This is a genomic window from Marinobacter sp. MA (assembly GCF_048298425.1).
Lineage (GTDB): Bacteria > Pseudomonadota > Gammaproteobacteria > Pseudomonadales > Oleiphilaceae > Marinobacter > Marinobacter salsuginis.
The window spans coordinates 3,562,545-3,576,211 of sequence record NZ_CP103058.1; the positions used below are offsets into that span (position 1 = coordinate 3,562,545).

General features: G+C 57.8%; 12 protein-coding genes. 6 read left to right on the plus strand and 6 right to left on the minus strand.

Annotated features, from left to right (window positions below; all coding sequences use genetic code 11):
- Positions 1-26: 26 nt before the first annotated feature.
- The 4 genes from NUW46_RS16565 to dctP form a co-directional block, all read right to left on the minus strand.
- On the minus strand, positions 27-452 hold the full coding sequence (locus NUW46_RS16565; RefSeq protein ID WP_069181873.1) for a GlcG/HbpS family heme-binding protein: 426 nt from the start codon (positions 450-452) through the stop codon (positions 27-29).
- A gap of 22 nt (positions 453-474) precedes the next feature.
- Positions 475-2,007: a TRAP transporter large permease gene (locus NUW46_RS16570; protein WP_153633935.1), complete on the minus strand. Its 1,533-nt coding sequence runs from the start codon at positions 2,005-2,007 to the stop codon at positions 475-477.
- On the minus strand, positions 2,004-2,708 hold the full coding sequence (locus tag NUW46_RS16575) for a TRAP transporter small permease subunit (RefSeq protein ID WP_136629968.1): 705 nt from the start codon (positions 2,706-2,708) through the stop codon (positions 2,004-2,006). The genes NUW46_RS16570 and NUW46_RS16575 overlap by 4 nt, the downstream gene beginning before the upstream one ends.
- Before the next feature lie 99 nt (positions 2,709-2,807).
- A complete protein-coding gene (gene dctP / locus NUW46_RS16580; protein ID WP_209400938.1) occupies positions 2,808-3,857 on the minus strand; it encodes a TRAP transporter substrate-binding protein DctP in 1,050 nt (349 codons plus the stop codon).
- 343 nt (positions 3,858-4,200) lie between these two features.
- Between dctP and NUW46_RS16585 the strand changes: the two genes are divergently transcribed.
- From NUW46_RS16585 to astE, 6 genes are all read left to right on the plus strand, one after another.
- Complete coding sequence (locus tag NUW46_RS16585) at positions 4,201-4,959, plus strand: FCD domain-containing protein (protein WP_069181877.1); 759 nt, start codon at positions 4,201-4,203, stop codon at positions 4,957-4,959.
- Between the two features lie 155 nt (positions 4,960-5,114).
- The gene (locus NUW46_RS16590) at positions 5,115-5,885 is read left to right on the plus strand and encodes an ABC transporter ATP-binding protein (protein WP_418140720.1); all 771 of its coding nucleotides are present in this window, start codon (positions 5,115-5,117) and stop codon (positions 5,883-5,885) included.
- Between the two features lie 100 nt (positions 5,886-5,985).
- Positions 5,986-6,738: a transporter substrate-binding domain-containing protein gene (locus NUW46_RS16595; protein ID WP_069181878.1), complete on the plus strand. Its 753-nt coding sequence runs from the start codon at positions 5,986-5,988 to the stop codon at positions 6,736-6,738.
- 51 nt (positions 6,739-6,789) lie between these two features.
- Complete coding sequence (locus tag NUW46_RS16600; protein WP_136629966.1) at positions 6,790-7,494, plus strand: ABC transporter permease; 705 nt, start codon at positions 6,790-6,792, stop codon at positions 7,492-7,494.
- A 3-nt stretch (positions 7,495-7,497) separates the two neighbouring features.
- Entirely contained in the window at positions 7,498-8,220 is a 723-nt protein-coding gene (locus NUW46_RS16605) for an ABC transporter permease (RefSeq protein WP_418140721.1), read from the plus strand.
- 241 nt (positions 8,221-8,461) lie between these two features.
- On the plus strand, positions 8,462-9,517 hold the full coding sequence (astE, locus tag NUW46_RS16610) for a succinylglutamate desuccinylase (RefSeq protein WP_418140722.1): 1,056 nt from the start codon (positions 8,462-8,464) through the stop codon (positions 9,515-9,517).
- Positions 9,518-9,533: 16 nt separating this feature from the next.
- Here the strand turns inward: astE and NUW46_RS16615 are convergent, their stop codons facing one another.
- On the minus strand, positions 9,534-12,560 hold the full coding sequence (locus NUW46_RS16615; protein ID WP_418140723.1) for an efflux RND transporter permease subunit: 3,027 nt from the start codon (positions 12,558-12,560) through the stop codon (positions 9,534-9,536).
- Positions 12,560-13,639, minus strand: coding sequence for an efflux RND transporter periplasmic adaptor subunit (locus tag NUW46_RS16620; protein ID WP_418140724.1), 1,080 nt, complete (start codon positions 13,637-13,639; stop codon positions 12,560-12,562). Before NUW46_RS16620 ends, NUW46_RS16615 begins: the two co-directional genes overlap by 1 nt.
- Positions 13,640-13,667 lie beyond the last annotated feature (28 nt).

The following is a 13,667-nucleotide window of genomic DNA, read 5'->3' on the forward strand; positions in this document are numbered from 1 at the left end:
TATGAATTACGTCTGTGTGACAGTCATCAACCGCGTTTTGTTTCAAAGTGGTCGAGACCGGCCTGGGCACAGTCCATATCCTGCTGGGGAGTACCGGAACTGATGCCGATACCACCCACCACATCGCCGTCGACGATCACCGGCAGGCCACCGCCGACAGAACTGATACGCCCACCCACTTCGGTATGGATACCGAAGGCCAGACTGCCGGGCACGTTCACCTTGTTGTAGTCATGGGTGGCCTTCTTGGCCGCAGCCGCCGTAAAGGCCTTGTCCTGGGCAATGGTCACACTGGTGATCTTGCCGCCATCCATGCGCTCAAAGGCCACCAGATTGCCGGATTCGTCCACAACAGCGATGCACATGGGCACACCGATCTCGCGGGCTTTTTCGGCAGCGCCCTCGATGAGGATCCGCGCGTCGGCAAGGTCCAGTCGTTTGATCGTCAACATAAAGCATTACTCCTTGATTTGATTAGCCGTAAACCAGCCCTGGTAGCCAGGTCACGATGCCGGGAATCAGAACACACATGAACAGTCCGAACGCCTGAATCGCCAGGAACACCAGGGATGACTTGAAGATGGTACCCATGGAGATTTCCGGGGGACAAACGCCACGGATGTAGAACAGTGCGTAACCAAACGGCGGACTCAGGAAAGACATCTGCATGTTCACCAGGTACAACACACCGAACCAGAGCACCACGTCGTCACCGGCAACCGGCGGGAAGCCGAACAGGCCGGGGAACTCCAGCGCTTTCACGATCGGAATAAAGATGGGTACCGCAAGCAACAGGATACCAACCCAGTCAAGGAACATACCCAGTACAACCAGCAGCACCATCAACAGGAACAGGATGCCGTAGGCAGACATACCGGTACCAAGAATCGCGTCCGTTACGAACTGTTGACCACCCTGGAGGATGTAGAAGCCCACGAACACCGAGGCACCGAACATGATCCAGAGAACCATGGCGGATGCTTTTGCGGTGGTCACAGATGCTTCACGCAGACCCGCGATCGAGAATTTCTTGTGCATCATCGCAACGATGATGGCACCGAACGAGCCGATACCTGCGGCTTCAACCGGCGTGGCAATACCGCCGAACAGCAAACCAAGAACCAGACCAACCAGCGCGAGAGGCGCGATCAGGTTGCCGAGAAGCTTAACCTTCTCTTTCAGACTGATCCGGTCTTCCGGCGGAATCGGCGGCCCAAGCTTCGGGTTTATCCAGCTGCGAACCAGCACGTAGGTCAGGTACAGGCCTGAGAGCAGCAAGCCTGGCAACAGCGAACCCAGGTAAAGCTCGCCCACCGACTGCTGCGCTACTACTGCGTACAGGATAGCGAGAATCGAAGGCGGAATGAGGATCCCCAGGGTGCCGCCTGCCATGATGGAGCCGATGGCAATCTTGTGATCGTAATGCCGCTTCAGCATGGCCGGCAGCGCGATGATGCCCATGGTGACAACGGCAGCGCCGATAACACCCACCATCGCCGCCAGAATCGTTGACGCGACAATCGTTGCAGCGGCAAGACCGCCACTGATGCCACCCATCCACTTGTATACCACGCTGAACATCTCTTCGATCAGGCCCGCGCGCTCAAGCATGGATGCCATGAAGATGAACAGGGGAATCGCCGCGATGTCCGGGTTGGCCATCAGCGGGAAGATCCGGCCGGGGACGATGTTCAGCATCATGGCGTCGCCGACCAGATAGATGAACATGACACCCAGGCCACCGGTCACGAAAGCCAGGGGCAAGCCCATCATCAGGGCGACGGCAAGGGAGCCGAACATCAGATAGGTCAACGGACCGATTTCTACGCCGGAAAGGCTACCCGAGAGCTTGAAGAGAAATTTCTCGTCACTCCACGGGTCGTAAAACAGAATGTTAATCAACTCAACACAGATGACAAACGCCAGCACAACGGTGGCGATGATCATTAACCAAGTGCCCAGCTTCCCGGCCATGCCGTTGTTGGGCGCTGCAGTAGTAGAACTCATGATGTGCGCTCCTGACCGAGACGAATGAACAGAACGATGTCTTTAAGCAGTTTGGAAAAACCGGCGAGCAGCAACAGGATTGCGCCCACAAACATCACACCTTTCACGGGGTAGTACTGAATGCCCCAGGTCTCGACAGTGGTCTCCTGCATCATCAGAGAGTCCTGGAAGAAGGTCCAGGAGGTGATGGCCAGAACCGCCGCGAAAATAAAGAAAAACATGGAAGTGAAAATATCCATGCCCACTCGCCCGCGAACCGGCAGGAAGTTGTAGACAACATCCACCCGCACGTGAGCGCCATGCAACAGCGCGAAAGCGCCGGCAAGAATGTACTGCATACCGAAAATCAGGAAGCTGGCCTCGTGCACCCAGATCGTTGGCATGTTGAAGAGGTAACGCATTACCACTTCGAAGAAATAGAACAGCACTGCGTTGATGGTCCAGAACGCAACGAAAAGGCCTGACTTCTCGCACATCCAGTCAACGATTTTCGTAAACCAGTTACCCTCATATTCAAACTGAGCAAGCGGATCATCTTCTTCAGACTGTAACTCGGAAACCGTTTTCTCGGGCTCGGCCTCATCCCCGCCATGCTTGCTGCTCCACTTGTCCCAAGCCATCATGAGCAGTGGCATTACGGCAAGCCAGCCCCAGTAGAACCAGTGCGGCATGACAAAGCCAAATGCACTCAGATCAGACATGTTGTTACCACCTAGATCAAAGAGCGGGGAAGGAAGAGTTAATCCAGAATCGGCTAACCCTGCCTTCCCCGTTTATCGTTATTGTTGAATGGTCAGACTTTACTGATAGTCCGCAACGTCTTCTTCCGTGATGTAACCCACCGTCTCGTTCATCATGTAGTCAAGCTGGATATCGAGGATGGCGCGTGCGTCCTCGTTCTTGTTCGCCCAGTTAAACCAGATGGGAATCGCGGCCTTCCGCCAGGTTTCCAGATCTTCCTGGCTCAGGCGGGTAACCGTGTCACCCTCTGCCTTGAACTTCTCCATGGCGGCAATGTTGCGTTCCTGGATGGCCAGATAGTGCTTCTGGGAGTAGATGCGCACTTCGTCTTCAACCAGCTGCTGAAGCTCCGGGGAAATCGAGTTCCAGGCGCGCAGGCTGACCGTCAGGTCCATCAGGTCTACCGGCTGGTAGATAGACATGACCCCTGGAGGTCCGAAGATGATGTAGTCGGTTACCTGGGAGAAACCCAGTTCGTAGTTAACCGCGGGGCCTACGTAGTCCGCAGCGTCAATGGTGCCCTTCTCCAGTGCCGGGAAGATATCCGAGCCCGGAAGGCTGACCGTAGAAACGCCGAACTGCTGGAACACCTCGGCCACCATGCCACCCGGCACACGGATCTTCATACCCTTGAGATCTTCAAGGCTGTTAACCGGCTGCTTGGAGTGGATGATGTTGGCGTCGTGCTGGATAGGACCAACGTAGAACAGGCCGAATTTCTTGTAGATTTCCCGGGTCTTTTCGAGCATGCCCATGGAGTAGAACATGGTGTCCCACTGGTGGGGCTGGTCGGGACCTGCAGGGTAGGAGGACAGGAACACGGAAGCAGGAATCTTTCCTGACCAGTACAGCGTGAACGGGTTCATGCCCTGAAGAACACCGTTACGCACGGCGTCAAAGAGTGCGTTGTTGTCGGCGGCGACAGCCTTGGCCGGGAAGCACTGGAACTTCAGCTCTCCGCCAGACTTGGCTTCAATACTCTTACACCATTCCTCGAACAGCGTGTACCCCACGGTACCTGCGTCCCAGGTTGACTGGATTTTCCAGGTGGTTGCAGCCTGAGCCTGGCCTGCGCCCATCAGCATTGCGCCCGCCAAAGCAGCGCCCATGGCGGCGGTTTTGAGGAAACTTCTGCGAGGTGGGGTCTCGCCGGTGTCACATTTGGTTCGGATGTTATTCTTCGAATTCATCGAAACGTCTCCGTTGGCTTTGTTGTTATCAACGTTGAAGCAACGCCGGCTCGAGCCGACATTAGAAGAATATTCGTCGGCAATCCGTGTTTAGTCCAGTTCGGGCAGCACTGGTCTGACCAGTTTTTGAGGCATTAAAAATGGACGAAATACGCTGAATCAGCCATATTTAACGGGCTCGGACGCATAGTAGTCAGTAAAGGAAAAATGATTAATCAGAAGCAATCACTGGTCAGACCAGAGAGCGCACACAGGCACTCACATGGCAATCTCCCAGGAAATCTCATACCGGCTTGAGCGCCTCATACTCGATGGTGGGCTGGCTCCCGAGCAGAAGATACCGTCCGAACGACAATTGGCAACGCGTCTGGGTGTGTCCCGCGCGGTCATTCGGGAGGCCTTGCACGAGCTTCAGGGTCGCGGTGTGATCGAAACCCGCCACGGCAAGGGCTCGTTTGTTGCGAGCATGGTTCCCGGAGCAGACGAGCTGGGGGAACAAAGCCCGCTGATGCATCTTTTCGAGGGGCACCCTCGAACACTGTTCGATCTCCTGGAAGTACGGGAGCAGTTGGAAGGTCAGGCCGCTTACCTCGCCGCACAACGGGCGACCCGGCTTGATCGCCATCGCATCACCAAGGCCTTCCGCGCCCTGGAAGACACAGACCCCCTCAGCAATGCCCGGCTCGACCACGGGTTTCACCTGGCGATTGTTGAGGCCTCCCATAATCCGGTTCTGGTGCATGTACTCAATAGCCTGAAAAACATGATGTTGTTGACCGTGCAGGCCTCGGTTGCCAACCTGAACCCAAGAGAAGAAATGCGCAAGAAAATCGTCCGCCAGCACCGGCAGCTCTATGAAGCCGTCATTGCCGGAAAGGCTGCCAATGCACAGAAGGTGGCGATGGCTCATGTACGCTTTGTCAGCGAGGCAATGAGAGACATGGAGAAGGACGGCGGCACCCTCATCCGGCTGCCAGTCAACCAGGAAGCGGCTAATGAATATTCCCGGGCCGGCACCTGAGCATGGCAAAAAGCTTGCATTGAACAATCATTCGACCACAATGTCATGCAGCCAACGGCGGTGAATTTCGGTAAAACGCTCTCATTAAGGGATTGATTTCCGGATCCACAGTCCGTAAAACATGCGCCTTTGAATTACAGCCCCAGGAGTCACCCATGGCGGACCAAGCGCCTTTGATCTGCAGGGACATTCACAAAACCTTTGACCAGCTTGAAGTGCTCAAAGGTATTTCACTGGAGACCCGCAAAGGCGATGTGGTTTCCCTGATCGGCAGCTCCGGCTCCGGCAAGAGTACCTTCCTGCGTTGCATCAACCTGCTGGAAACACCCACTTCCGGCGACATTATCGTGCACGGCGACCCAATAAGGTTCACAACCAACCGTAAGGGCGAACGTATCCCGGCGGATAACAAACAGGTTGAACTGATCCGCGCAAAGCTCTCCATGGTGTTTCAGAGCTTCAATCTCTGGTCCCACATGACCGTGCTGGAGAACATTATTGAAGCGCCGATTCACGTGCTCAAGGTTCCCAAGAAAGAAGCCATCGAGCGCGCCGAAGCCTACCTGAACAAGGTGGGTATCTACGAACGCAAGGACTACTACCCGGCCCAGATGTCCGGTGGCCAGCAGCAACGCGCAGCCATTGCCCGCGCCCTGGCCATGGAACCGGAAGTCATGCTGTTTGACGAACCCACCTCGGCTCTGGACCCGGAGCTGGTCGGTGAGGTACTGAAGGTTATGCAAAGCCTGGCCGAGGAAGGCCGAACCATGATCGTGGTCACCCACGAGATGGCATTCGCAAGGGATGTGTCGAGTAAGGTCCTGTTTTTGCATCAGGGCGTGATCGAGGAACAGGGTACCCCCGAGAAAGTGTTTGATCACCCGGATTCGGAACGCATGAAACAGTTCCTGACTCCCAACTTCTGACACTCGGTGCTATCTTGAACCGGTGAAGAAATAAAATGTTGGAACCAAAAACTTCCATCAAAAATAAAGCCCAAAAGGCAAACCACTGGAGAAGTGACACATGAAAAAAATGATTTTTGCAGCAAGCTGCGCCCTCGCCCTGATTGCTGGTAGCGCACAAGCCCAGGAGCGGGATCTCCGCATCGCATTCGACGTGCCCTACGCACCGTTTGAATACAAAGATGAGAACGGAAACCTGACCGGCTTTGAAGTAGAGCTGGCTGAAGCCATGTGCGAGGAAATGAATGCCAACTGCGAATTCGTAATTCAGGCGTGGGACGGAATGATTCCGGGCCTGCTGGCACGTAAATTCGATCTGATCATGTCTTCCATGTCCATTACGCCGGAGCGCGCAGAGCGGGTTCTGTTCTCCGAGCCGTACTACAACACCCCGGGCGGCTGGTTCGGACCTGAGAGCTTCAACACTGACGTCACTGACATGAGCGCGATGGAAGGCAAGACCGTTGGTGTTCAGCGTGGCACCACCATGGACACCTACGTCACAGAAAACATGGGCGGCGTTGTTACCATCAAACGCTACACCACTGCTGATGACATGGTTCTGGACCTGGAAGGTCAGCGTCTGGATGTCGTGTTCGTAGACTACCCGGTGGGTGAAGAAACTGTGCTCTCCAAAGACGGCTTCAAGGAAGTCGGTGAGCCGGTCAAGCTGGGTCAGGGCGTGGGTGTTGCCATGCGCCAGCGCGACACCGATCTTGCAGACGAAGTAAACGCTGCCCTTCGCACCCTGAAGGAAGATGGCACCTACGACACCATCATGCAGAAGTACTTCGCTTACGACATCAAGATGTAAATCTGCCGAGGGGTGGCCCATCAGGGCCGCCCCTGCTTACCGGACACTCCCATGCTCGATCTGAAAGGCTATGGCCCGGCCCTGTTGGAAGGGGCAGTAGTCACCATTGAACTGGCCTTCCTGTCTCTTGCTCTCTCGGTTGCGCTGGGACTCATTGGCGCGTCTGCCAAATTGTCGCAAAGCCGGGTAGCCAAAGGTATCGCAACCACCTACACCACCCTGATTCGTGGCGTGCCAGATCTTGTGATGATGCTGCTGTTCTATTATGGCGGCCAGGTTGCAGTGAATATGCTCTCGGATTACCTCTGGGCAGCTTACGAAATCGACTTTTTCTTTCAGTTCGACCCGTTCATCTCCGGCGTTGTAACGATCGGGCTGATCTTTGGCGCCTACATGACCGAAACCTTCCGGGGTGCCTTCCTGGCGGTTGAAAAGGGCCAGATCGAAGCGGCGCGGGCCTACGGCTTTACCCGGCTTCATACCTTTCGCAGAATCATGCTGCCGCAAATGCTGCGCCATGCCCTGCCCGGCCTGGGTAACAACTGGCAGGTTCTGCTGAAGACGACCGCCCTGGTTTCAATTATCGGACTCACTGATATGGTTCGTGTGGCCGAGGAAGCTGCCAAGGCGGAGCGCATGCCGTTCCACTTCTTTATCCCGGTGGCTGCCGTGTATCTGGCCCTGACGGCGGGATCAGAATTGTTCATCAAGTGGCTCGACAAGCGGGCCAATGTCGGCGTGGTTCAGGGGAGTTAACAGATGCCTGATTTCATTGCCGAGTGGCTGAACCAGAACGAAATCTTTACCGCCATGACCCTGATGGAGTACTGGGATGGCATGGTCACGACCGTGCATCTGGTGTTCCTGTCCCTGGTCATCGGTTTGTTGGTGGCTGTTCCGCTGGCCATCCTGCGGACGGTTCGCAATCCGTTCGTGTCCGGTCCGGTCTGGCTTTACACCTATCTGTTCCGCGGTACGCCGTTGCTGATCCAGCTTTACATCATCTATTACGGCATTGCGCAGATTCCCGGCATCCAGGAGACCTTATGGTGGGAGATTTTCCGGGAGCCTTTCTACCCGGCCCTTCTGGCGTTTACGCTGAACACGGCGGCTTATACCACGGAGATTATCCGGGGCGCGATTGTGTCTACGCCCAATGGCGAGATTGAAGCGGCCAAGGCCTATGGCATGAACTGGTTTATGCGGATGCGGCGGATTGTGTTGCCGAGTGCAGCACGACGGGCGGTGCAGGCCTATTCCAACGAGGTGATTTTCATGCTGCATGCCAGTGCAATTGCCAGTGTGGTGACCATCGTGGATCTGACCGGGGCGGCCCGTAACATTTACTCCCGGTTCTATGCGCCGTTTGATGCGTTTATCTTTGTGGCGCTTTGCTATATGGCGCTTACGTTTATTCTGGTGTTCGCGTTCCGCAAACTGGAAAACCATCTGCTGAAGCATCAGCGACCGGTTAGTGGCTAAGTCTGCAAAAATCATACTTCAGTGTCCGGGCAGGCAGGGTATTGCCTCCCGGGAACCGCTACGAGCACCCGCACGCGGGTCCAGTCAGCAATCACAGATTGCTGCCGTTCGGCTGTCGCATGAAGCTTTGCTTCATAAGCGCTCGGCCTCACCCATGTGCGCTTGACTGAAGCCATCCATGGCTTCAGACATTCCCGGGAGGCAATACCCTGCCCGCCCCCAGACCTGGTTCGGGGATTCTATGTCAGCAAAACACGATCTGTTTGGAACGCATTCAGACTGGCTCTCCCAGACGCTCGACAACGCCAATGCCTCACTCCCGGAAACAAAGACTTTCCTCCCCGATGGCACCCGTATCAGCCGCAAGACTGTTGGTGTGCTGGACATTGTCCCGCCAGCCAGCCGCAACAATCCGAATGCCGAAGCGATCATTGTTTCAGCGGGTGTTCATGGCAATGAAACGGCGCCGATTGAGGTTCTGAACGGGCTGGTTTCGGAGCTGATCGGGGGCGAGTGGGAGCTTGCCTGTCCGGTGTTGCTGATTCTCGGGAATCCACCAGCAATGGTGGCCGGGGAGCGGTTTATGGAGGTGAACCTGAACCGGCTGTTTGATGGTGCCCACGGGCGGAGCGAGTATCAGGGGCTGGCAGAGGCTGCGCGGGCGCAGGAGCTTGAGGAGGCGTGCCGGCAGTTTGCGATGGCGAATCCGCAGGCGCTTTACCACTATGATCTGCACACGGCCATTCGGCCTTCTCACCGTGAGCGGTTTGCGTTGTATCCGTATGTTGAGGGGCGGACCGTTCCGTCGGAGCAGTGCGAATTTCTGTTGGAGGCGGAGGTGGAGACGCTTTTGCTGCAGCACAAAGCGGGTACGACGTTTTCGTCGTTTTCTTCGTCGCTGCTGAAAGCCGAGAGCTTTACGGTGGAGCTGGGTAAGGTGCGGCCGTTCGGGCAGAATGATCTGGGGCGTTTCTCGGGTATCCGGGATGCCTTGCGACGGCGGTTCCGGGGGCTACCCTCACCTGCTCCACAGCCGCCGTTTGATCACCTGACGGTATTCGAGGTGGTGCATGAGATTCTGAATACCGGGAAGAATTTCCGGTTTCATATTCCGGACGATGTGGCCAATTTTACCGAGTACCAGCCCGGCACAGTCATCTGGGAGGATGATGAAACCAGCTACCGGGTTGGGCATTCACCAGAGGCGATTGTGTTTCCAAATCCGGAGGTGCCTGTCGGCCATCGAGTCGGGCTGTTGATCCGGCCAAAAACGGGGTCAGGTGCAAGCTTCACCTGACCCCAGTTTCAGCGACTCAGGCCGGGGCGTTTTCGGGTTCCGGCACGCTGACTTTGATTAGCTGGGTACACACAGCCGGTATAACCAGCAATGTAAGCACTGTTGAGGCCAGCAGGCCGGAGATGATGGCCCAGGCCATGGGTGGCCAGAGTGTCGAACTGGAGAATGCCAGGGGCAGCAGGCCGGCCACGGTGGTTGCGGTGGTCAGCAGGATTGGTCGGGTACGCTGCTCTACGGCGTTACGCATCGCATCGCGGATGTCTCTTCCTTTCTCCAGTTCCCGATCCATCACATCCAGCAGAACGATAGCGTTGTTCACCACGATCCCCACCAGGGCGATCACGCCCAGCAGAGACTGGAAACCGAAGGGTGAGCCGGACAGCACCAATCCGGGGAAAATACCAACGGTAGCCAACGGCACCGTCAGAAGGATAATGCCGACCCGGCGGAAGGAGTTGAACTGCAGCAGCAGGAAAAAAAGCAGCAGCAACATGCCAATAGGGGCTGCGGTGAGCAGAGCTGTGTTGGCTTCACCGGAGCCTTCGGCATCGCCGCCCATGGCCATGCGGGTGCCGGGCGGTAACGGGTTTTTCTCAAGGCCGGCGTACAGGCCATCCAGGGCCTGGCTGAAGCTGTAGCCGGTTTCGAGGTTCGCGGTGACGGTGTTCATACGCACGCCATCCCGAAGGTATCGGGCCGCCGGCTCCCAGGTGGTATCCACGGTGGCCACGGCTGACAGTGGTACGGCGTCGCCGCGGTCGTTGTAGATGTTGACGGACAACAATCGCGACAGTGACAGAGCCGTGCCCTCACGGGAACGCAGTACCAGGGGAATGGGATCATCTTCCTGGCGATAGCGCTCGGCAACCACACCAAAACTCTGGCCGTACAGGCTCTGGGCCACATCCGCTCGGGTAAGGCCATATCGGGCCGCGGTGGCGTCGTCCACGTTGATGGCGATGCTGGGTACGCCGATGTCCAGGTCGTGGCGGACGTCAACCGTACCCTCAACACCTCGCAGGATGCTGAAAATCTGTTCCACCGCTTCTATTCGCGAGCCGTCGTCGGCGTGGTAAACGCGGATTTCCACCGGGGCAGCTCTGGGGGGCCCCTGCCCGAGGATACCCACGGTGACATCCAGCTCCGGCATCTCGGCTTTCACGTGGGCGCGGATCCAGCGAATCATGCCGGTGGTGTCTTCCAGTGTCGGTGTGGTAACGACCAACCGGGCCCGGTTCGGTGCCTGGGGCGCGCGCTGCAGGTTGTAATAAAAAGAAGGTCCGGTGAAGCCTACGAATCTGTGAATCTCAAGCGCATCCGGCTGTGAGCGGATCATTCGCTCCAGACCTTCGGTTGCCTCTGCCGTACGAGCCTGGTCGGTGCCCTCGGGCATATAGACTTCAACAATCACCCGGGGGCGATCGGCATTCGGGAAGAACTGCTGGGCCATAAAGGGGGTCATCGCAACACTGATAGCCACCAGGATGGCACCGGCGGCAATCAGTCGCCCGGGATAACGGGAAACCAGGCTCCCCAGGAAGCGGGCAACGCCAATCAATCGGTCCTGGCCGGCCTTGCGCCGGGGTTTCAGGAATCGGGCCGCCAGCAGCGGAACGGCGGAAATAGCGAGCAGATAGCTGACGGACAGTGTCAGCATGATCATCACTGGCACACCGCGGGTAAAATCCGCGGCACCGCCCTTGGCCAGCAGCAGAGGGGCAAAGGCCGCCAGCGTGGTGCCCGTCGAGGCGCCCAGCGGGCCAGCCAGTTCACTGACAGCTTTGCGCAGGGCATCCAGCCGGCGCATGCCCTCATCCAGATGCCCCTGGATGTTTTCGACAATCACGATCGCGTTGTCGATGAGGATGCCCAGGGAGATTACCATGCCGATCACAGCTATCTGGTGCAGCACGCCGCCGCCAAGATCATAGAGCCCGACACTGATCAGGGCCACCATGGGCAGAATCGAGGCCACCAACAGCCCCATCCGGATGCCCATGCCGGTGAAGACCACCGCCACGATAATCAGCACCGAGAGCACCAAGCTCCAGGCCAGGTTGTCGAGTCGTTCCTGTACTTTGTCTGGCTGGAAGAACATCTCGCGGATCTCGTAGGGTTCGAAATCTCCGCGAATCTGCTCCATGCGTTCTCGCACCCGCTCACCGAAACGGATCGCATCGGTGGTGCCCTCTTCCATGATGATGGAGACCAGCACGACCCGTTCGCCGTCGTACCAGGTTTCCGGCTGACGCGGTTCCACGGGCCCGCGCCACACATCCGCCGCCGCAGCCAACGGTACCTGGGAGCCATCCGGAAGTTCGATGGGTGTAGCCCGGATGGCATCGATATCGGCAAACTCGCTGTTGGGAAGCACCGACAGGCGGCGGCCGTTCACCACGACGAAGCCACCGGGAATGGTCTGGTTTCGGCGTGCCAGCGTGTCCAGCACCCGCGCCGGGGATATGCCAAGGCGGTAGAGCGCGGCATCGTCCAGGGCCAGGGTAATCTGTTCGTCGGCATCGCCTTCCAGATCAATCCGCGACACACCGGGTAGATCCGAGAGATTCTGCTTCAGCCGTTCGGCAACATCGGACAATTCGGTGACCGAGGGTGAACCACCCACGGCCATGACAATGGCGGGAATATCGATCAGGCGATCGTCGAGCACCATCCGCCCCACGTCATCCGGAAAGTCCTGCTTTGCACGCTCCATAGCTTGGCGAACCCGGTCCCACGCGGGGTCGGTGTCGTAGATATCGTCATTGAGGCGCAGACGCACGATGGCTACGCCGGTACGGGCCGTGGATTGCGTATAATCCACCTCCTCCACCTGACGCAGCTCATCCACCAGGGGCCGGAGTACCAGACGCTCGACAGCCTCGGCACTGGCACCCGGATAATTAATGCTGATCAGGCCGGCCCGGTACGGAAATGAAGGATCTTCCTGGCGCGGCATGGTGCTGTAGGCAGCCACACCCAGCAGGCAGAGCATGGTCACCACCATGCCCAGCAGGCGCTGGCAATTCAGAAGCCGGCGGGTCATCAGCGCACCTCCACGGCATCACCGTCCGCCAGCCGTGTCATTCCGGCGTAAACCACCTGATCACCGGGAGACAGATCGCCGGAGGTAACCACCACTCGTTCCCCGACAACCCGGTCGACTTCTACCGAAACCCGGTTGGCCACACTATCCCGAACCCGGAATACGCTGACGCCCTCGGCGTTGCGAATCACCGAAAGCAGCGGAACCGTGAGAGCGGATTCCCGTACCGGGGTAATCCCCACCTCTACGGGCGCTCCAGGCTCAAGCGTGTCAATCGGAAGGCTCACCAGAACAGGATGCAACTCACCGCGAATGGCGCTGGCCTGGGCGATTTCAACCACCGAACCGGTTTGCGGCGGCTGACTGCGATCCTGCACCGACCAGACCGGCAACGTCTGCTCCAGCTCCACGTGATCCAGCAGGTACGCGGGTACCCGCACTTCCACTTCGCGCCCTTCTGGAGAGGACAGCCGCATCACCGGCTGACCGGCGGCAACAAATTCATCCTGCTCAACCAGCAGCGCTTCCACCCGCCCGGAAAAAGGCGCCCGGAGTGTACTCTCTTCCAGTAGCTGGGTTGCTTCAGCCAGGGACGCCCGCGCCGTTGCCACGCTGGCTTCCAGGGAATCCCGCCGCGCTGCAAGCTGCTCGAGTGTCTGTTCGGATACAACGCCACGCTCATGCAACCGTCTGGAGCGCTCCCACTCCCGCTGGGCCTGCTGATACTGCGTTCGCAATTCTTCCAGCCGGGCCCGGGCAGAATCCCGGGCCGGCTCCAGGCCGGGATTGTAGACCCGGGCGAGAAGATCACCGGCCTGCACTTTCTGGCCCAGCTCCACCGCCCGCTCCCTGAGGGTGCCACTGACCTGGAATGTCAGCGTTGCGCGCTGGGTGGCGCGAACAATACCTGAAAACCGCAGCGGCATATCCTGGCGTTCACCGCCAGTAACCTCTGACACACGCACTGAAACCTTCTGCTCCCCGGATTCCGGGGTTACGTCACTGGCTTTGCAGCCCGACAGAAACAGTGAAAAAACCGCAAGCGAAACGATGGCGACGGGGATTCGAAGTGGTGTCATGACTCTTCCTTTCATCCATGCTCGTGTA

Coding starts and splice junctions, on each gene's coding strand:
- NUW46_RS16565 (WP_069181873.1), bottom strand. CDS start 452: ATGTTGACGATCAAACGACTGGACCTTGCCGACGCGCGGATCCTCATC.
- NUW46_RS16570 (WP_153633935.1), bottom strand. CDS start 2,007: ATGAGTTCTACTACTGCAGCGCCCAACAACGGCATGGCCGGGAAGCTG.
- NUW46_RS16575 (WP_136629968.1), bottom strand. CDS start 2,708: ATGTCTGATCTGAGTGCATTTGGCTTTGTCATGCCGCACTGGTTCTAC.
- dctP (WP_209400938.1), bottom strand. CDS start 3,857: ATGGGCGCTGCTTTGGCGGGCGCAATGCTGATGGGCGCAGGCCAGGCT.
- NUW46_RS16585 (WP_069181877.1), top strand. CDS start 4,201: ATGGCAATCTCCCAGGAAATCTCATACCGGCTTGAGCGCCTCATACTC.
- NUW46_RS16590 (WP_418140720.1), top strand. CDS start 5,115: ATGGCGGACCAAGCGCCTTTGATCTGCAGGGACATTCACAAAACCTTT.
- NUW46_RS16595 (WP_069181878.1), top strand. CDS start 5,986: ATGAAAAAAATGATTTTTGCAGCAAGCTGCGCCCTCGCCCTGATTGCT.
- NUW46_RS16600 (WP_136629966.1), top strand. CDS start 6,790: ATGCTCGATCTGAAAGGCTATGGCCCGGCCCTGTTGGAAGGGGCAGTA.
- NUW46_RS16605 (WP_418140721.1), top strand. CDS start 7,498: ATGCCTGATTTCATTGCCGAGTGGCTGAACCAGAACGAAATCTTTACC.
- astE (WP_418140722.1), top strand. CDS start 8,462: ATGTCAGCAAAACACGATCTGTTTGGAACGCATTCAGACTGGCTCTCC.
- NUW46_RS16615 (WP_418140723.1), bottom strand. CDS start 12,560: ATGACCCGCCGGCTTCTGAATTGCCAGCGCCTGCTGGGCATGGTGGTG.
- NUW46_RS16620 (WP_418140724.1), bottom strand. CDS start 13,639: ATGACACCACTTCGAATCCCCGTCGCCATCGTTTCGCTTGCGGTTTTT.